The organism is Pseudomonas sp. Marseille-QA0332, assembly GCF_054950175.1.
In genome coordinates this window covers 3,238,021-3,256,422 of record NZ_CM143106.1, presented here as the reverse complement: position 1 = coordinate 3,256,422, position 18,402 = coordinate 3,238,021, and the positions used below count along the sequence as shown (strand labels likewise).

The 18,402-nt window shown below is 56.6% G+C and carries 15 protein-coding genes and 2 pseudogenes; 13 read left to right on the top strand and 4 right to left on the bottom strand.

Going from position 1 to position 18,402, the window contains the following annotated elements:
• Positions 1–3 precede the first annotated feature (3 nt).
• From ACY8GK_RS15065 to gcvH, 5 genes are all read left to right on the top strand, one after another.
• Positions 4–1,242 (top strand): 2-octaprenyl-3-methyl-6-methoxy-1,4-benzoquinol hydroxylase, encoded by a 1,239-nt coding sequence (locus tag ACY8GK_RS15065; protein ID WP_462403028.1) that lies wholly within the window; start codon positions 4–6, stop codon positions 1,240–1,242.
• 81 nt (positions 1,243–1,323) lie between these two features.
• Entirely contained in the window at positions 1,324–2,325 is a 1,002-nt protein-coding gene (locus tag ACY8GK_RS15060) for an extracellular solute-binding protein (protein ID WP_462401554.1), read from the top strand.
• A 143-nt stretch (positions 2,326–2,468) separates the two neighbouring features.
• The gene (locus ACY8GK_RS15055; RefSeq protein ID WP_462403027.1) at positions 2,469–4,082 is read left to right on the top strand and encodes an ABC transporter permease; all 1,614 of its coding nucleotides are present in this window, start codon (positions 2,469–2,471) and stop codon (positions 4,080–4,082) included.
• 123 nt (positions 4,083–4,205) lie between these two features.
• Positions 4,206–5,288, top strand: coding sequence for a glycine cleavage system aminomethyltransferase GcvT (gene gcvT, locus ACY8GK_RS15050; RefSeq protein WP_196180888.1), 1,083 nt, complete (start codon positions 4,206–4,208; stop codon positions 5,286–5,288).
• A 47-nt stretch (positions 5,289–5,335) separates the two neighbouring features.
• Positions 5,336–5,719 carry a glycine cleavage system protein GcvH gene (gene gcvH, locus ACY8GK_RS15045; protein WP_462401553.1) on the top strand — a complete coding sequence of 128 codons (384 nt, stop codon included), beginning with the start codon at positions 5,336–5,338 and terminating at the stop codon, positions 5,717–5,719.
• Between the two features lie 269 nt (positions 5,720–5,988).
• Here the strand turns inward: gcvH and ACY8GK_RS15040 are convergent, their stop codons facing one another.
• The gene (locus ACY8GK_RS15040; RefSeq protein WP_462401552.1) at positions 5,989–6,951 is read right to left on the bottom strand and encodes a LysR family transcriptional regulator; all 963 of its coding nucleotides are present in this window, start codon (positions 6,949–6,951) and stop codon (positions 5,989–5,991) included.
• Between the two features lie 119 nt (positions 6,952–7,070).
• Between ACY8GK_RS15040 and ACY8GK_RS15035 the strand changes: the two genes are divergently transcribed.
• Entirely contained in the window at positions 7,071–8,318 is a 1,248-nt protein-coding gene (locus tag ACY8GK_RS15035) for an FAD-dependent monooxygenase (protein ID WP_462401551.1), read from the top strand.
• A 133-nt stretch (positions 8,319–8,451) separates the two neighbouring features.
• Here the strand turns inward: ACY8GK_RS15035 and ACY8GK_RS15030 are convergent.
• The 3 genes and pseudogenes from ACY8GK_RS15030 to ACY8GK_RS15020 all read right to left on the bottom strand — a co-directional run.
• Positions 8,452–8,847 (bottom strand): annotated as a pseudogene (locus tag ACY8GK_RS15030) (IS5 family transposase); the annotation flags it as partial.
• Positions 8,848–8,854: 7 nt separating this feature from the next.
• Complete coding sequence (locus tag ACY8GK_RS15025; RefSeq protein WP_462401550.1) at positions 8,855–9,832, bottom strand: D-2-hydroxyacid dehydrogenase; 978 nt, start codon at positions 9,830–9,832, stop codon at positions 8,855–8,857.
• Positions 9,833–9,894: 62 nt separating this feature from the next.
• Complete coding sequence (locus ACY8GK_RS15020) at positions 9,895–11,085, bottom strand: mandelate racemase/muconate lactonizing enzyme family protein (protein ID WP_462401549.1); 1,191 nt, start codon at positions 11,083–11,085, stop codon at positions 9,895–9,897.
• A gap of 93 nt (positions 11,086–11,178) precedes the next feature.
• On the opposite strand from ACY8GK_RS15020, the gene ACY8GK_RS15015 reads away from it, so the two are divergent.
• From ACY8GK_RS15015 to ACY8GK_RS14985, 7 genes and pseudogenes are all read left to right on the top strand, one after another.
• Positions 11,179–11,892 (top strand): GntR family transcriptional regulator, encoded by a 714-nt coding sequence (locus ACY8GK_RS15015; RefSeq protein WP_462401548.1) that lies wholly within the window; start codon positions 11,179–11,181, stop codon positions 11,890–11,892.
• Between the two features lie 71 nt (positions 11,893–11,963).
• Positions 11,964–13,166, top strand: a complete 1,203-nt coding sequence (locus tag ACY8GK_RS15010; RefSeq protein WP_462401547.1) for a mandelate racemase/muconate lactonizing enzyme family protein — start codon at positions 11,964–11,966, stop codon at positions 13,164–13,166.
• Between the two features lie 155 nt (positions 13,167–13,321).
• Positions 13,322–14,602 (top strand): MFS transporter, encoded by a 1,281-nt coding sequence (locus ACY8GK_RS15005; RefSeq protein ID WP_462401546.1) that lies wholly within the window; start codon positions 13,322–13,324, stop codon positions 14,600–14,602.
• A 77-nt stretch (positions 14,603–14,679) separates the two neighbouring features.
• Complete coding sequence (locus ACY8GK_RS15000) at positions 14,680–14,994, top strand: carboxymuconolactone decarboxylase family protein (RefSeq protein ID WP_462401545.1); 315 nt, start codon at positions 14,680–14,682, stop codon at positions 14,992–14,994.
• A gap of 152 nt (positions 14,995–15,146) precedes the next feature.
• Positions 15,147–16,463 carry an OprD family porin gene (locus tag ACY8GK_RS14995; protein ID WP_462401544.1) on the top strand — a complete coding sequence of 439 codons (1,317 nt, stop codon included), beginning with the start codon at positions 15,147–15,149 and terminating at the stop codon, positions 16,461–16,463.
• Positions 16,464–16,787: 324 nt separating this feature from the next.
• Positions 16,788–17,983 (top strand): annotated as a pseudogene (locus ACY8GK_RS14990) (IS256 family transposase).
• A gap of 77 nt (positions 17,984–18,060) precedes the next feature.
• Positions 18,061–18,318, top strand: coding sequence for a nuclear transport factor 2 family protein (locus tag ACY8GK_RS14985; RefSeq protein WP_196180881.1), 258 nt, complete (start codon positions 18,061–18,063; stop codon positions 18,316–18,318).
• Positions 18,319–18,402 lie beyond the last annotated feature (84 nt).

Here is an 18,402-nt window from a genome sequence, read left to right as displayed (position 1 = left end):
GAAATGCGCGCAGATCTGGTGATAGTCGGTGCCGGCATGGTCGGCAGTGCCCTGGCCTTGGCCCTGCGTCACAGCGGGCTGGAGATCCTTCTGCTCGATGGCGGGCCGTTGAAGGTGAGCCCTTTCGACAGCGCGGCGCCTTTCGAGCCGCGCGTCAGCGCCTTGTCGGCCGCCAGCCAGCGGATTCTGCACAGGCTTGGGGCCTGGGCGGGGATCGACAGGCGGCGCAGCTGCCCTTATGCCGACATGCAAGTCTGGGATGGCAGCGGTACCGGGCAGATCCACTTTTCCGCCGCCAGCGTGCAGGCCGATGTGCTGGGCCATATCGTAGAGAACCGGGTCGTGCAGGACAGCTTGCTCGAGTGCCTGCTCGACAGCGATGTGGGTTTGCTGGCCGATGCCCGGCTGGAGCAGATGCGCCGCTCCGCTGACGACTGGCTGCTGACCTTGGCTGATGGCCGCCGCGTCCGCACGCCCCTGGTGATCGCGGCCGATGGAGCCCGTTCGGCCGTGCGCCGCCTGACCGGCTGCGAAACCCGTGAGTGGGACTACCTGCACGAGGCGATCGTGACCAGCGTGCGTTGCACCGAGCCGCACCATGCCACGGCCTGGCAACGCTTCACCGACGAAGGACCACTGGCGTTCCTGCCCTTGTCGCCGGCAGGCAACGAGCACTGGTGCTCGATCGTCTGGTCGATCACCCCAGAACATGCGCGCCAGGTCATGGCGCTCGATGATGCAGGGTTCTGCAAGGCCTTGGAACGAGCCTTCGAGGGTCGCCTAGGCGAGATCCTGCACGCCGACCGGCGTCTGTGCGTGCCGCTGCGCCAGCGACATGCCAAGCGCTATGTCGACGAAGGGCTGGCACTGATCGGCGATGCCGCTCATACCATCCATCCTCTGGCTGGGCAGGGCGTCAATCTGGGCCTGCTCGATGCCGCCGTGCTGGCCGAAGAACTGGAGCGGGCCGGCTCGCGTGGCGAGCGTCTGGCCGATGAGCGTGTGCTGAGCCGCTACGAGCGGCGGCGCATGCCGCACAATCTGGCCCTGATGGCTGCCATGGAGGGCTTCGAGCGTCTGTTCCAGGCCGAGCCACTGGCGTTGCGCTGGTTGCGCAACACCGGCCTGAGGTGGGTCGACCAGATGCCCCAAGCCAAGGCCATGTTCGTCCGCCAGGCCCTTGGGCTGAGCGGCGACCTGCCTGCGCTGGCGCGTCCCGAGACTTGTCGCAACATCCAGTAACGGCTTGCACGGGTCGAATGCTTTGTCGAGCAAATGTGATTGACTACGATTTGCGATTCTGTGAATCGATGAGGAATCACCATGTTGTCGCGCAAGTCCCTGCTGGCCGCCCTGGTTCTGACCCTGTTCGGCGGTGCCGTCCAGGCGGATGACGAAGTGGTGGTGTATTCCTCGCGCATCGACGAGCTGATCAAGCCGGTATTCGATGCCTACACCGCCCAGACCGGCGTCAAGGTGAAGTTCATCACCGACAAGGAAGCCCCGCTGATGCAGCGCATCAAGGCCGAGGGGGAGAACGGCGTTGCCGACCTGCTGCTGACCGTAGATGCCGGCAACCTCTGGCAGGCCGAGCAGATGGGCATCCTCCAGCCGATCCAGTCGCAAGTGATCGACCGCAACATCCCGCCGCAATATCGCGCAACGTCCCATGCCTGGACCGGCCTGAGCCTACGCGCACGTACCATCGCCTACTCTACCGAGCGCGTGCGGCCCGAGGAGCTGAGCACCTACGAGGCCCTGGCCGACAAGCACTGGGAAGGGCGCCTGTGCCTGCGCACCGGCAAGAAGGTCTACAACCAGTCGCTGACGGCGACGCTCATCGAGAACCATGGCGAGCAGAAGACCGAAGAGATCATCAAGGGCTGGGTCGACAACCTCTCCACGGACGTGTTCTCCGACGATACCGCCGTGCTCCAGGCCATCGAGGCCGGCCAGTGCGATGTCGGGGTGGTGAACACCTACTACTACGGCCGCCTGCACAAGGCGCAGCCGGACCTGCCGATCAAGCTGTTCTGGCCGAACCAGGCCGACCGTGGCGTGCATGTGAACCTGTCCGGCATCGGCCTGACCCGGCATGCCCCGCATCCGCAAGCGGCCATCGCGCTGGTCGAATGGATGACTGGCGAACGGGCGCAGAAACTGTTTGCCGAGATCAACCAGGAATTCCCGGCCAATCCACAGGTCAAGCCATCCGGGGAAGTTGCTGCCTGGGGCAGCTTCAAGGCGGACGATATTCCCGTGGAAGTCGCTGGCAAGCGCCAGGCCGAAGCGATTCGCCTGATGGACCGTGCCGGCTGGAACTGAGCCAGGCAGGCCCGCTGTCGCCACGCCTGGCAGTGCATGCCAGGCGTGGCGCGTACTCGAGTATGCCGCTCTGCACCGCGTAGTGCTTCGTGCGCGTCCCTCCTGCCATCATCATTGCTGATCGAGATATCGTCTTGTCCCACATGCCGCAACGCCGCTGGTACCTGCCTGTCTGTCTGGCCAGCGCCCTGGTGCTCCTGCCGCTGGGTGTCCTGCTGCTGTCCTGGCAAGCCATCGATGTGCAGATCTGGTCGCATTTGCTCGAGACACAGATGGGCCGGCTGCTTGGCAACACCTTGACCCTGGTGCTCGGTGTTGGCATCGGCGTCACGCTGCTGGGCGTAAGCCTGGCCTGGCTAGTGAGCCTGTGCGAATTTCCTGGTCGACGCTGGCTCGACTGGGCCCTGATGCTGCCGTTCGCCGTCCCGGCCTATGTGCTGGCGTTCGTCTTCGTCGGGTTGCTGGATTTCGCAGGCCCGGTGCAGAGCGCCCTGCGCGAAGCGTTCGGGCCGATGCGCCTGCCAAGGGTACGCTCGACCGGTGGCGTCATCATCGTGCTGGTGCTGGTGTTCTACCCCTATGTCTACCTGCTTGCGCGCAGCGCTTTCCTGGCCCAGGGCAAGGGCCTCATGGAAGCGGCCAGGGTGCTGGGCCTGACACCCCTGCAAGCCTTCTGGCGCGTGGCGCTGCCAATGGCGCGCCCAGCCATCGGCGCCGGCGTGGCGTTGGCCTTGATGGAGACGCTGGCCGACTTCGGCGCCGTGGCGGTCTTCAACTTCGATACCTTCACCACGGCGATCTACAAGACCTGGTACGGATTCTTCAGCCTTGCCAGCGCGACCCAGCTTGCCAGCCTGCTGCTGCTGGCGGTGATGCTGGTGCTCTACGGCGAACGTCGGGCCCGTGGCGCCGTGCATGGCGCCAGCGAACGTCACCGCGAGCAGGCGCTCTACCGGCTGCGCGGAATCAAGGCCTGTGCAGCCAGTGGCTGGTGTACGCTGGTGTTCGCCTGTGCGTTCGTGATCCCGGTGGCGCAACTGCTGGCGTGGTTCTGGAAGCGCGGCAGGCACGACCTGGACGAACGTTACGTCGGCCTGGTCCTGCATACGCTGTATCTCGGTGCCATGGCCGCGCTGATCACCGTCTGTGTCGCCCTCGTGCTGGCTTTCGCCCGTCGTCAGGCCCCCACTCGGGGGATTCGCGCAGGTGTCGGCCTGGCCAACCTCGGCTATGCCTTGCCCGGTTCGGTCCTGGCCGTGGCGCTCATGCTGGCTTTCAGCTATCTCGATAACCACTGGGTCATACCCGTGTCCAGATGGTTGGGTGGCGCTGGGCAACCCCTGTTGCTGGGCAGCCTGACAGCCTTGCTGCTGGCCTACCTGGTGCGGTTCATCGCCGTCGCCTACGGGCCTCTGGAAAGCAGCCTGCAGCGCATCCGACCGTCGCTGCCACAAGCCGCCCGGAGCCTCGGCGTCGCTGGTCCGGGATTGTTTTTGAAGGTGTATCTGCCTCTCTTGCTGCCGGGGGTCCTTAGCGCGGCCCTGCTGGTATTCGTCGACGTGCTCAAGGAAATGCCTGCTACCTTGCTGATGCGGCCCTTCGGCTGGGACACCTTGGCCGTCCGGGTCTTCGAGATGACCAGCGAAGGGGAATGGGCGCGGGCCTCGCTGCCCGCCCTGACGCTGATCGTAGTCGGCCTGCTGCCGGTCATCGGGCTGATACGTCGCTCCGCGCGACGGCCGGGTCCTAGTCCATGAGGATGCCAGTCCGCGCCCTTGCGGCTACAATGCGCGGCATTCGCAGCGGCGGGTCCTGCAAGATCAGGTGACGGCATCGGCCGAACACCGCCGCAGCTTCGCCACGCCCGGAAGGAGAAACCCATGGGACAGCGCACGCCTTTGTATGACCTTCATCTGGCGTTCGGCGCCAAGATGGTCGATTTTGGCGGTTGGGACATGCCCTTGCACTATGGCTCGCAGGTCGAGGAACACAATCAGGTGCGCAGCGACTGCGGCGTATTCGATGTGTCCCACATGACGGTCATCGATATCGACGGCGAGGACGCGACGCCTTGGCTACGGTACCTGCTGGCCAATGACGTCCGGCGCCTGGAGCGCCCTGGCAAGGCCCTCTACAGCCCCATGCTCAACGAGCGTGGCGGCGTCATCGACGACTTGATCGTCTACCGCAACGAAGCAGGCTATCGCCTGGTAGCCAACGCCGCGACACGCGGCAAGGTCGTGGCTTGGTTGAGAAAGCGCAGCGTCGGCTTCCAGGTGGGTATCAGGATGCGTCCAGATCTGGCGATCCTCGCCGTGCAGGGCCCGCATGCCCGGGCCAAGGTGGCTGAGCTGGTGAGTGCCTCGCGGGCCACGATAATCCATGAACTGCGTCCATTCGAAGCGGCCGCGGACGGTGACTGGCTCATCGCCCGCACCGGGTATACCGGGGAAGACGGTCTGGAAATCATGCTTCCAGGTAGCGAGGCCCCGCAACTGTTCAACGACCTGGTCGGCGCGGGCATCGCCCCCAGCGGTCTCGGCGCTCGCGATACGTTGCGCCTGGAAGCCGGTATGAACCTCTATGGCCAGGACATCGACGAAGAACACAGCCCGCTGACCTCGAACATGGGCTGGAGTGTGGCCTGGGAGCCTGCCGAGCGTGATTTCATCGGCCGTAGCGGTTTGCTTGCCGAGATCGAGCACGGCGTGCAGGGCAAGCTGGTCGGCCTGGTCCTGGAAGAGCGTGGCGTACTGCGTGCGCACCAGGTGGTTCGGGTCGCCGGGGTTGGCGAAGGAGAGATCACCAGTGGTAGTTTCTCGCCTACGCTGAGCAAGTCGATTGCCTTGGCGCGCGTGCCGATGGCCGCGGGTGATCGCGCAGAAGTGGAAATTCGTGGCAAGTGGTACCCGGTGCGCGTGGTCAGGCCGACTTTCGTGCGCCATGGCAAGACCCTGATCTGAACCTATTCCGGCGGGCCAACCGCTGAGTCAAACGAGGAAGTAGAGACATGAGCGATATCCCCGCCGAATTGCGATTTGCCGAAAGCCATGAATGGGCGCGTCTGGAAAGCGACGGCACCGTCACCGTCGGTATCAGCGACCATGCCCAGGAAGCGTTGGGCGACGTGGTGTTCGTCGAGCTGGCGGAAGTGGGCAAGGTGTTCGCCGCTGGTGACCAGGCCGGCGTGGTCGAGTCGGTCAAGGCCGCCTCGGATATCTATGCTCCGGTCGGTGGCGAAGTGATCGCCGTCAACGAGGCACTGGCCGACGCACCGGAACAGCTCAACGAAGAGCCATACGGCGCCTGGATCTTCAAGCTCAAGCCTGCCGATGCCACGGAGCTCGGCAAGCTGCTGGATGCGGCAGGCTACAAGGCAGCGATCGGCGAGTAAGCTGATCGGACCACAGGCTCCCCGGTTCGCTGGGGAGCTCCATCTGTACCTTGGTGCCTCAGGCCGATGTAGAAGCGGCCCATCGCGGCCGGCCCGGCGCCTCAGTCGCCTGGCCGTGTGCTCAGCCAAGTACAGCGGGAGGGCCATTGCGTTTTGTGGCTTGCTTGAGGCTGAGCGGCAATTTTCAGCCATCGCGCCAACGAGGGCGCAAAGCGGAGCCTACCGCTGGCCATGGTTTTTGCTATCTCTCTGTGTACCTCTGTCTAGTGTCAGGTGCGGTCACTTCGATCCTGGACCGTCCCACAAGGTCTCGGTTCCATGGGCGGATTAACCGATCCAGCCAACCGTACTTGTATCAGTTCCAGCAGCGCGCGGACACGCGCAGTCACGGAGTGGCGATGGCTATAGGCTCCCAGCAGTTGCAGTGGCGCGGGGCACAGGTCCAGTGGTACCTCCTGCAATCGGCCCGTAGCAAGATCTTCCTGGCAGGGATAAGCCGCCACGATCGCGAAGCCGATGCCTTGCCGTGCGCCTGCCACGGCAAGTTCTCCGCTGTTGACGCGGTAGCGGCTGCGGACCGGCACCTTGACGATTTGACCCGAAGCGTCCTGAAACTGCCAGGGCTGGCCCTTCAGCGCACTGAGGGTAGTGATGCAGGGCAGAGATTTCAGTTCGCGTACATGGCGTGGCATGCCGGTTCTGGCCAGCAAGGAGGGGGCGGCAACCACGATGCTGGGCAGTGTGGCGAGTTCGCGGGTGATGAAAGCACTGTCCTCCTGATCGCCCCGGTGGAAGATGATGGAAAGGTCGACGTCCTCTCGAAGTATCTCCAGCCCGGTCATCCGAGTATCACATTCGAGCTCGATGCCTGGATGGAGGCTACAGAACTCGGCGAGGATGGGAGCCAGCAGCCTTGGTGCCTCCCCAGGCATGCACATCTTCAGAGGACCACACAGTTCGCGCTGTACCGCGCCCAACTCTTCCTGCGTGGCGAGCAGCGCGTCGAGCAGGGGCTTCGCTCGTTCGTAGAGTAGTCGACCGGCCTCCGTCATACGCAGGTGACGGGTGCTTCGCTCCAGCAGGCGTGTGCCGAGTTTGCGCTCCAGAGCGGCAACGTGGCGGCTGACGTTGGAGGACGGCATGGCCAAGAGACGCGATGCGCCAGCAAAGCTCTGCTCATCAACAACTGCCGCATAGACACGGACGGTATTCAGATCGAGTGCGTCGCGCATCGATTATCCCGTTTGAGATATGAAAACGTCCCATTTTTGCATGCTAGTTCTCCGTAGTGGCGAAATTTAAGATGCGCTTTTGCTCGATGTGACGCGGTGGGCCATGTGCCGGACACTGGATGAACAAGGAGAGCTTCAGCGTGGAAATTGGAATACTTGGCGGCGGCATTGCGGGCCTGAGCGTAGCACTAGCATTGCGCAAGCAGGGTTACCACCCTCGGGTCTATGAGTGCCGTGCGGTGCCGGCAACCATAGGGGCCGGCGTGACGCTCTGGCCCAATGCCAGCTTTGTGCTGGAAGAACTGGGACTGCTGCAAGACATTCAGGTCATTGGTGGCCGACCGTTGGCAATACGCCGCCAGGATGCTGCGGGAAATGCACTGGGGGGCCTCGATATCGGTGTGCTGGACCGGACGATGGGATACCCAACCTATACGGTGCTGCGCAGGCACTTGCTGGAGGTGTTGCTGGACCATGCGGCACGGGCGGGAATTCCGGTGGAGTTCGGGCGCCGGGCGGTGGCCATCGAGCTGGATGCTCACGGTAGGGCCGTGGCCCATTTTGAAAATGGTACGAGCATCCGCCCGGATCTGCTCATTGGCGCCGACGGCCGCATGGAGTCAGTGGCGCGCAAGTTTGTCGCGGGCGACAACACGCCAATCTATCAAGGCTTTGTGAACTGGGTCGGCGTGGCGCAGGGGCCTAATGCGCTGGTAGACGATATTTCGATTCAGGACTTCTGGGGCGCGGGCGAGCGCTTTGGTTGCGTGGCGATTCGACCGGAACTGGTATATTGGGCTGCGGCGCAGGCACGGCCCCTCAGTGAGGCCACCCCCACTGCAAATATGCACAAGGAGGTCGAGAAGCTGTTCGCGCAATGGCCTGGGCCGGTCTCACGCATCATCCGTGCCACGCCTGAGAATGCCATCCGGCTGATTGCGGTGCATGGCCTCGAGCCGCTGCATACATGGAGTCGGGCGAATGTCCTGCTGGTGGGAGATGCCGCACACGCGCCGTTACCGACGTCGGGGCAAGGAGCCTGCCAGGCGCTGGAGGATGCGTGGCATTTGGCGCGGTGTCTTGATGGCGCAAGTGGAGGCTTGGAAGAGATCTTCCAGGCGTTTGCGAAAATTCGCGCCCCCAAAACCGCAAGGCTGGCAGAACAGGGCCGGGTCATCGCACGCGGGTTGTTCGCAACGGATTCTGAAACCTGCCGCATCCGCAACGAGAGGGCCAAGGCCTCCGATCCCGTGCGTGACGTGCAGGTCTTGGCAGCCGGATGGGGACAGGGTTTACCGATGCCTGGTGGCGCTGACAGCACGTCATTGAACGAAGACGGCTTTGGCAGCCTGTACCGCACTGAATGAGGTGTGCTGGATTGCGCACGAATTGAAAGTCATGTCCCCAATGACGAAGCCGAGCGGCTGGTTGAGCTTACAGGCGCTGGACGCGGTTCATCGGGTCTTGAAATCATCCAGGAATTCATCAAGCCATTCGCCGGAGCTTGGTTGTCAGGCCGTCGCGGCTGCGGCCTAGAGCGTGATCGGCAGGCTCGTCAGGCCCTTTTTTTCCGAGCGCCAGATGAGGCTCGGGCTGCGCGTACTGCGGTTGAGACAATCAACTAGGTTTGCAGATCGATCAAGCCTTGCCCATTCAATCTCAGGGGTAAGTGTTGGTGCATCTGATCGAACGTCCCCTGATTTCGCCAGCCGCGAAACCGTTGAGACACTGTTGACCATGGGCCGAAACGCTCTGGCATGTCTCGCCACGTAGCGCCCGAGCAGAGCACCCAGAGCACGCCATCGAGCATCAGGCGGTCGCTCAGGCGTGACCGCCCTCGACCATGAGTTTCGAGAACAGATCGGAGACGACGTAAAGGCAACATCTAAACAAAATATTTGATTCAACTTAATACCAGGTGATTCAACGCCAAGCCGTTTCGAAGTCGTAATATATTATCAACCACAATATCGCGTATCTTGAACGGTACTAGGTCAGGTAGTGCGCCAGCAACATGCGGAGTAATAATCAAATTAGGAGCGTTCCAAAGCTCTGAGTCGGGAGGAAGGGGCTCAGGCATGGTTACATCAAGGGCGGCAGCACTTATCGCGCCCTTGTGGAGCGCTTGCTCTAAGTCGACAAGATTCACGGTATCCCCTCTACCTACATTAATAAATAAAGCGTCTGAACGGAACCGATCAAAGAGCTCCGCATCGAATATATTGATAGTTTTAGGAGCTGAAGGGAGAGTCGTAACAACAATGTGAGCCCGACTTACCGCACGCGAGAGATCTTCAAGGCTAACCACCTCTTTTACCAGCGAAGAAACGCGCGCCGAATTCGAAACTGCAATCACATGCATACTAAAGGCGCGAGCCAACTTGGCAATGCATTTTCCAATTCGACCATAGCCAACGATCAAAAGTGTTTTCCCGAACAGTGTAGTGCATCTTGCCGTGTAATCGCGACGCCAAAGTTTCTCCTGCTGTTGCTGGTACGCTTCAAAACTCCGGCGCGAGAGCTGTAGCATCATCGCTAACGAGTGCTCAGCTACGGCTTCGGACCAGGCATCAGGTGCGTTACAAACCGAAACACCAGCGGGAACACCATACCGCTGTATGTTTTCAAAGCCGGATGAAGTGAGCTGGACCAGCTGTAGCCGGCTGGACGATTTAACGCACAATGCTACATGTGCAGAGTAGTGTGGCCCTGTAATGACGAGAACGTCGGCGTCTGGGATGCAAAACTCAAGATCATCGATACTGTCGGCAGGGACAACTTTAAACTCATTTGCATCCAGATCGTTAGTCACATGAGATCTCGCCAGGTCTCCAAAAAATACGATCTTCATTAATAAAGCCTTATATTGTTTTTTGGTCATGTACTCTGCGGTTTAAAACGAGGCGCATGCATCAAGCTCAACCGCAGAGTGTTAGATTCAGCTTAGTTTAATTTTACGCTGGCTTTCGTCATTTTAGCTTCCGCATCATTTCTGATTGTCATGCCAAACCCTGGCTCCGTCGGGACGGCAAATTTTCCATTTACTGGCTGAAGCTCTTGTTCAAACAGCGCTTTGTTGCTGCGACGCAACGCGTAGGCATGATGCTCATGAATTTCAAAGTTCGGAATGCTCGCCTCGAACTGCAATCCAACTGCAGTTGCCAAAGGCGAACCACAAACATGTGCCTGGACGCCTACATCGAAAGTATGAGCGAGATGAGCAACTCTGTAAGCTTCAGCCACGCCCCCCACCAAGCCCACATCAGGCTGAATCATGTCAATAGACCCAGCTTCCAGATAGGGCAGATAGCCCCAGCGTGTGTAGAGGCGCTCGCCCGTAGCCACGGGGATAGACGACTTCTGGGCGGTTTTTATATGTGCATGAGCGTTATTATTATGCGTTGGCTCCTCCATGAAAAGTATGCCAAGATCTTTAACCATCTCGGCAAGCTGAAGCGCGCCTGCAGTCGAGGTAAGAGAATGCAGTTCCAGAATGATATCCACATCCGGGCCTAGGCCTTCACGCACTGCCTCCATTCGAGACCGGAAAAGCTTCCGTCGCTCCGGAGTGAAGATGCCACGCAGACCAGTCGCGCGACCACCGTCCTTGTCGATTTGGATAGGGTCAACCTTTACACAATCGAACCCGAGCGATTTAACCTGAGCGGCGACATCACGATACTGAGACGGATCACTCAGCCATTGAGCTTCTTCACCCCAGCCGAGATGTAACTGACTGGCATAACAGCGCAGCGGTTCTGGGGTGGCACATCCGAACAACCTATGAACAGGCTGGCCAAGCGCCCTGCCTTTGATGTCCCAAAGCGCTGTGTCAAGCGCGCTCATAGCTCCGAAGATGACCGGGCCACCCGCCTCAGCCCAGAAGGTTCGGCGCAGCATGTTCTCCCAAATAGTGTCCGATAGGAAGGGATCGTGCCCTAGCAGAAAACGCTCAGCCAGCGTCAGCACCATTGGCGCGCATGCGGGTGCACCGGTGCCGTATGCCATGCCTACCTCGCCAAGCCCAGTGATCCCATCATCGGTGTGAACGCGCACCAGGACTGGCCTCCAGGACGCGAAGCCATCCTGTCCGGAAAGATCAGCTTCCATCACCTCAACCTTTGTTACTTTCATCGCTAGCTCCAATCGGTTTGACTTGTGCATTGTGTACCGGTATACATTACACCATCAGCTTAGCGGCTACCCTTTCGAGGCGACAAGAAAAAAATGAAGAAATATGTGCGACAGTCCACTGCAGCCCAGGCCGCAGACGCGCTCCGAGATTCCATTGTCTTCGGCGATTTGGAAATGGGGGCTCCGTTGTCAGAGGCCACCCTCGCAGAGCAGTTCGGGATCAGCAGAACGCCGATCAGAGAAGCACTGCGAGAGCTTGCGCAGGAAGGTCTTGTACAGCTGCAGCCTTATCTGGGCGCCGCAGTATTTGTGCTGACAGAGTCAGAAATGAAAAATATGCTGACCTTCCGAGAAATGCTTGAAACCACTGCTTTGAGTCAGGCGATCGAGCTGAACAAAGCGAGCCTGATTGCCGACTTAAACTCGGTGGTATCCAGAATGAGGCTAGCCGTGGAAAATCACGATCCTCGGACATACCTTGCCTTGGACACTGAGTTTCATGATGTGATCATTGCAGCTTCGGAGAACTCATACCTCATAGATGCTTATTCGCTTATTTCGTCACAACTCTCCGTGCTGCGCACCAAGATCGCTAAAAACCCAGAGCGATTGCAGAACAGTCTCCGCAGCCACGTTGAGCTACTCGATACACTACAGTCAGGGGATTCCAATAGCTCATTGGCTGTACTTATCAAGCATATGTCTAGCGCTAAAAAAGCTTTTAATGACAATGCATCGCTTGTTAGCGCGCCTGTAAAAATCGGTAAGGTCAAACGAATTTTCAAAAAGGAATCCACTCAGTCATAATTCCTTGTGGTATCCGGCTGAGAAATGCCAATAGCACATACTTGCTCCTAAAACCAGACTAGAGACCTAAAATGAAGATAATAAAAGTCGAAATTTTTGACTGCGAAGTGAATCGTCGAGATCCCTCGATGACGCAGTTCAACCCGGTTTTGCTAAGAATTCACACTGACGAAGGTATAACCGGTCTCGGTGAGGTAGGGTTAGCGTATGGGGCAGGTGCTAAAGCAGCAGTTGGGATCTTGAGGGATCTAGTTCCATATGTAATCGGCAAAGATCCAATGCAGGTCGAAGCGATATGGGAACTCTTGTTTAGAGCCACGTACTGGGGAGCAGGCGGTGGTCCCGTGATATATGGGGGTATTAGCGCAATCGATATCGCACTGTGGGATATCCGCGGCAAAGCCATGGGTCAGCCTATCTACCAATTGCTTGGTGGTAAGACTAACGACAATTTGCGCACCTACGCGAGTCAGTTGCAGTATGGTTGGGGTGACAGCTATCAGCGTAACACACGCCCCGAGCAATATGCTGAAAGCGCACTCGTCGCGATAAATGAAGGCTTCGATGCACTTAAACTAGATCCACTGCAAATAAGCCGTGATGGTAAAAAAACAGGCGCTGAAAATCTTAATTTAAAAAACTATGGTCTTCTCAGGCACGAAGACCTTGAAATGGGGGCGGAGCGAATTGCTGCAATTCGTGAAGCAGTAGGGCCAAACGTTGATATTATTTGTGAAATCCACTCTCTTCTCGGGACGAACTCGGCAATACAATTCGCAAAAAAAATAGAGCCATATAATATCTTCTTCTACGAAGAACCCGTAAATCCTCTTAATCCTGTTAACTTTGAGAAAATTTCGGAAAAGACTTCAATTCCACTTGCGACCGGTGAACGCTCATACACGCGGTGGGGCTATCGGGAGTTCTTTGAGAAGCGTTCGCTTTCGGTGATTCAACCTGATCTGTGTTTAGTAGGTGGAATCACCGAAGGGAAAAAGATTTGCGACATCGCTCATCTCTATGATGCTACCGTACAAGTTCATGTTTGCGGAGGACCCGTCTCTACCGCCGCCGCTCTGCACGTGGAATCGGTAATACCTAATTTCATAATCCACGAGCATCACACATACGCGCTTAAGAAATGTATTCGTGAACTCTGCATTAATGACTACCAACCGATAGACGGCAAGTTCAAGGTCCCTGACGCGCCTGGCCTTGGTCAAGAGCTTAACGATGAAGTTGTCACTGAATACCTGGCATATACTATTAAATAGCAACATCAAATCTTGCTCTGAGCGCCATCTTTGAATGCGCCTGAGCAACAGAAGCTTAAAGTAATAATTAAAACAAACAAAGCAATCGCATCGAAGTCTTCAAGCGCACAATAATAACTAAGCGCGCGGGCGTCACTCGCGCGCATGGAGGCCCTATGAATACAAGAGTAGTTGATGGCGTCGCGTGCCTAAAACCAACTCGGCAGCGCCATGTTTTGTCGTTTATTCTGCTGGCAGTTTTGTTCTTCTCCTACATTGATCGAGTCAATGTATCAATCTTAGTAGTGGACCCTGCATTTCTCACGGATATGGGTATTGCCGATCAAGCTGTCCAAAAAGGCATGCTGATGACAATATTTCTCATAGCCTATGGCTTAGGTAACGTGATTTTAAGTCCTCTTGGTGATCTGTTAGGCGCCCGCAAGGCTATGGCCCTTTCAATCATCGGCTGGGGAGTCGCGTTGTGTATCGGTGGTTTTGCGTTGACCTTCACAGTGATGCTTCTCTCGCGCTTTATCCTGGGGCTGTTTGAGGGTATTCATTTTCCGATGCAAAGTAAGTATGTCAAAGAATGGTATCCATTAAGCGAACGAGGCAGAGCTAACGCAATGTGGCAGGCAGGTCTATCTGTTGCTCCAGCAATCTCAATGCCTCTTGTTGCGTTGATAATTCATTCTGGCGGGTGGAGAGCCAGTTTCTTCACTCTGGCGCTCTTTGGCCTCATTCCGTTAGTGCTCATTTGGTTCTTTACAACTGACACTCCCCGCCAACATAAACGAGTCAATAGCCAAGAACTTGAACACATCGAGAACGGGCTTGCGGTTGACTATGCTACCGCGGAGCCTCAAAGCTTTATTGAGCGCGTCAAATCTTTCGGCTCTAATTATCAGTATTGGATGATGGTAGGTTATTACTGCCTCCATTCATCAATTTTTTGGGGCGCTATAACGTGGCTACCATCCTACTTGAAAGAAGCTAGAGGCTTTAGCTGGGCTGAGATGGGCATGCTGGCATCCTTGCCCTATATCCTTTCGTTCATCGCTAAGTTTATATCTGGGTATCTTTGCGATAAGAGCGGCCGTAGAGCGCCGTACATTTTTGCATCTATGATCGTCGTGGTCTGCGGGGTCTACCTCGGTGCTAGTTTAACGAATCCTTATGCGTCGGCGATTAGCCTTTCGTTAGGAATCGGTGCGCTGGGCTTTGCCTACCCTCCCGTATGGACGCTCATACAAGATATGATCCCGAGTAACGCAATTGGTACCGGTACGGGCTTGCTTAACGGCTTGGCCAACGGCTTTTCCGCCCTGTCTCCTTTACTTATAGGCCTTATTATTTCTTTTGGGGGCGGATATAACTACGGGCTTTACATGCTGATGTCCTTCGCCGCCCTGGCCGGATGCTTGATGCTGGTTCTGTGGTCAAAGGGTCGATAATTATAAAGCTTTCACCAACCCCCGTAAGTTTAATCAAATATAGCGAAGGTGCTAAAATGTTAGATTGGGCTCCGTACATGAACAGCGTTAAAAACCATGTAGGCGAATATGCCGGGCTCGCTCCAGAGACGTTTCAAGGCTTTAGAGCGCTAAGCAACGTTCCTCCAAAATACCTTGACCTTAAGTTCCATGAGCTGATCGCGTTGTCAGTGGCCATTACCACTCGATGCGATGGCTGCATCGGGAGCCATGTCCAAGCGGCACTTAAACATGGCGCTACCAAAGAAGAGATCGCGGAGGCGCTTAGCGTCGCGATTGCCCTAAATGCCGGCGCGGCGATGGTTCACACAGCAAAAGTTTTCGAAGCGATCTCAGCTTTCGAATCGAAGTAATGTTTCAGGCCGCAGGGGACTAACCCTCCCCGTGCGGTTCTCTACTGACTCTGAACGTAACGCTTTCAATCTCAATAATAAATACGCTTTACCTTGGATTTAACAATAAATACAAAGGCTTATAGCCAATCCTTAAACGCCAGGACTCATCCATGAAGCACGCCACTCCGATCTTCTTGCTCTGTGCATTAGCTCCCCAAGCCCACAGCTCAACATTTATTGATAACAGTAATGCGAGCTTAAAACTCCGAAACTTTTATTTCAACACTGACAATCGCAACAGTGGAAGTTCTTCTGCGAATTATGTTGAGGAGTGGGGTCAAGGCTTTCAGTTTGAATTTTCTTCTGGGTTTACTGAAGGAATCGTAGGTGTGGGAATAGATGCGCTCGGCCTAGCTGGAGTCCGGCTAGACTCTGGTCGTGGTCGCCATGGTAATCCTAACAGCACATCATACGGGGGGGCGCTATTTCCCACAGATGGTGACGGACGTGCCGAAAATGAGTTTTCTCATTTAGGACTGACAGCAAAAGCGAAAATCGCAGCTACGGAACTCAAATACGGGACTTTAATGCCCAAGCTTCCGGTCATCTCATATAATGATGGAAGGCTACTCCCGCAAACCTACGAAGGGGTGGAAATAACATCTAAAGAGATCCATAACGCGACTATTGTTGGAGGACAAGTCAAGCGTTCAAAGGGACGCAATTCCTCTAACAGCTATCCCCTGTCAATCGCGGGCGCCAACAACCCTAATGGCGGAAAGTTTAGTAACAAATTTTATTACGCAGGTATAGATTACAAGTGGAATGGCAATCTGCTGATTCAATATTATTATGGGGAACTGGATCAGTTCTACAAGCAAAACTTTGTTGGCCTCAACTACAAGCATTCTATAGCTGGCGGAATCCTCACCACAGACCTACGTTCTTTTTACAGTTCCGCTGTCGGTGCTAACGATCGTGATCCAAGGTATTTCACAAGTGGCTGGTACGGTAACACTTCAACAGGTAAAGTCGATAATAGACTCTCCAGTGTGCTGTTAACTTACACAAATGCTGGGCATACGTTTGGCACAGGTTATCAGATCTCTCAAGGTAAAAGCGACTTTCCTTGGCTAAACCAAGGAGACGGGTCCACAAGCTATCTAATCACGGATATGCAAATCCAGAAGTTTGCTCGCGCAGGTGAGCGTACTTGGCAAGCCCGATATTCATTTGACCTAGCGGCAGTAGGATTGCCAGGGGCGAACTTCGGACTAGTCTATTTGAAGGGTAGTGATATCGATTCAAAGATATCGGATAGAAAAGAGTGGGAAAGGGATTTTACCCTGTCTTACACAATACAGTCTGGCCCTGTCAAAGGTCTGGGCCTTACTTGGAAAAACGCCACTTGGCGTAACAATATTCCGGGGGCTAATGATCAGGATGAAAACCGTTTAATCTTGAGTTACACCATCCCCCTTTTATGAATGTTGAGTCAAATGCTGTTGCGCGCCTCCTCCCTCCGAGCACTACGTCGCGGTGCGAACAGGAGGAGCCGCCGCTTGCAGATCCATCAGTCGACTCGTCTTATGTAGGAGAAATAAGGCTGATAGATCTGCTTGCCTGCTACACATATAGTCAGCTTGTGTACGCCGTCGCGTTGGCTTTACGCCGATCTGGTGTAAGGATCGTGTCCCGGGAAGTGGTGTAACTGAACCAGCCGAAGGCGCCCTGCGGGCGAAAGAGGATGGTCATCGTGGTTCTTGGCTAACGTTGAGTTTGCGGACTTAACCTTCACCAGAGAAACCACGATGACCAAGCCCACTATCGCATTGACCGAGTTGGTTGAGAAAGGGGCAGATGCTGATCTGCTCAAGCAAATGATCCAGTTCGTTGCCCAGCGCATGATGGAGTTCGATGTCGAAGGCCTGTGCAGTGCCGGCTTCGATGTCAAAAGCCCAGACCGGACAAACAGCCGCAACGACTACCGTGATCGCCTGTGGCAAACCCGCGCCGGCAATGTCGGCCTGAAGATCCCCAAGCTGCGCCAAGGCAGCTACTTTCCTGGCTTCCTCGAACCTCGACGCACCGCCGAGAAGGCCATGGCGGCGGTCATTCAGGAGGCCTACATCCAAGGCGTTTCTACACGCTCGGTCGACGAGCTGGTCAAGGCCATGGGCATGACCGGCATTTCCAAAAGCCAGGTGTCACGGTTGGCAGTCGAGATCGATGAACGCGTTCACGCGTTCCTTGATCGCCCGCTTGAAGGTGACTGGCCCTATCTCTGGATTAATGCCACCTACGTCAAGTGCGGGAGGCCGGGCGCATCGTCTCGGTCGCCGTAATAATCGCCGTGGCCGTGAACACTGACGGTGGCCGGGAAGTCCTGGGCATGCGGGTTGGGCCATCGGAGGCCGAGCCGTTCTGGACAGACTTCCTGCGTAGCCTCATGCGACGTGGATTGCGGGGCGTGAAACTGGTCATCTCCGACGCCCACGAAGGTCTGAAGGCGGTCGTTTCCAAGGTCTTCAATGCAACCTGGCAACGCTGTCGCGTGCACTTCATGCGAAACGCCATGGCCCACGTCGGCAAAGGTCAGCGCACCATGGTCGCGGCGCTGCTACGTACGGTTTTCGCCCAAGACAGCCGTGCCGAATGCCATCAGCAATGGCGTTTGGTCGCTGATCAGCTGCGCGAAAAATATCCCAAGATCGCGACGCTCATGGATGGCTGTGAGGATGAAGTATTGGCGCACATGGCATTTCCAAAGGCACACCGCCAGCAGTTGCACAGCACCAACCCACTCGAACGGCTCAACGCCGAGATCAAACGCCGCACCGATGTTGTAGGGATTTTTCCCAACGATCCGGCCATCACGCGTCTGGTAGGCGCGATGCTGCTGGAGCAGAACGACGAGTGGTGCCTGCAACGACGTTACATGCAGTTGGAGGCCTTTGAAGCAGTCAGCGATAATCCACAGGCCAAGCTGTCGGCCGTGATCAACTAAACGGTAAACTCAGTGGGCAGAGCCATGATGAGTTACACCACTTCCTGGGACACGATCCACGGAGAAACTGGCGAAAGATGCCGCATATGCATTACTGGATGTCCAGTCCCATGATTTGCATCGATAGGGAAATGGCCACAGCTTCCGTTGCCGCAAATTGCCTATTTCACGATGTTGAGAAAGGGCCGATACAAGTCAGTGGTCGTTATCATCACCAGTTTGAGCGCCGCCAAGGAGTATGGCGATTTCTGTCCCGGCGTTTCGAACTGCACTTTCTTACGCCGCTGGTGAATTGGCAGCCGGTTGCTGGTTTCGAAAAGTTCGAGCGGGTCTGATTAGACGTTTAGGGATTCAACGGTGTGGCGCTCTGCCAAGCGAGGAGGTTAGCGCCCGCTTGGCAAGGGCGGCAGGCCACGGAG

Bases quoted from the DNA above. Each gene is read 5' to 3' on its own strand.
- ACY8GK_RS15065 (WP_462403028.1), top strand. From the start codon at position 4: ATGCGCGCAGATCTGGTGATAGTCGGTGCCGGCATGGTCGGCAGTGCC.
- ACY8GK_RS14995 (WP_462401544.1), top strand. From the start codon at position 15,147: ATGAAGCACGCCACTCCGATCTTCTTGCTCTGTGCATTAGCTCCCCAA.
- ACY8GK_RS15055 (WP_462403027.1), top strand. From the start codon at position 2,469: ATGCCGCAACGCCGCTGGTACCTGCCTGTCTGTCTGGCCAGCGCCCTG.
- ACY8GK_RS15000 (WP_462401545.1), top strand. From the start codon at position 14,680: ATGAACAGCGTTAAAAACCATGTAGGCGAATATGCCGGGCTCGCTCCA.
- ACY8GK_RS15005 (WP_462401546.1), top strand. From the start codon at position 13,322: ATGAATACAAGAGTAGTTGATGGCGTCGCGTGCCTAAAACCAACTCGG.
- gcvH (WP_462401553.1), top strand. From the start codon at position 5,336: ATGAGCGATATCCCCGCCGAATTGCGATTTGCCGAAAGCCATGAATGG.
- ACY8GK_RS14985 (WP_196180881.1), top strand. From the start codon at position 18,061: ATGCCGCATATGCATTACTGGATGTCCAGTCCCATGATTTGCATCGAT.
- ACY8GK_RS15020 (WP_462401549.1), bottom strand. From the start codon at position 11,085: ATGAAAGTAACAAAGGTTGAGGTGATGGAAGCTGATCTTTCCGGACAG.
- ACY8GK_RS15015 (WP_462401548.1), top strand. From the start codon at position 11,179: ATGAAGAAATATGTGCGACAGTCCACTGCAGCCCAGGCCGCAGACGCG.
- gcvT (WP_196180888.1), top strand. From the start codon at position 4,206: ATGGGACAGCGCACGCCTTTGTATGACCTTCATCTGGCGTTCGGCGCC.
- ACY8GK_RS15040 (WP_462401552.1), bottom strand. From the start codon at position 6,951: ATGCGCGACGCACTCGATCTGAATACCGTCCGTGTCTATGCGGCAGTT.
- ACY8GK_RS15025 (WP_462401550.1), bottom strand. From the start codon at position 9,832: ATGACCAAAAAACAATATAAGGCTTTATTAATGAAGATCGTATTTTTT.
- ACY8GK_RS15060 (WP_462401554.1), top strand. From the start codon at position 1,324: ATGTTGTCGCGCAAGTCCCTGCTGGCCGCCCTGGTTCTGACCCTGTTC.
- ACY8GK_RS15035 (WP_462401551.1), top strand. From the start codon at position 7,071: ATGAACAAGGAGAGCTTCAGCGTGGAAATTGGAATACTTGGCGGCGGC.
- ACY8GK_RS15010 (WP_462401547.1), top strand. From the start codon at position 11,964: ATGAAGATAATAAAAGTCGAAATTTTTGACTGCGAAGTGAATCGTCGA.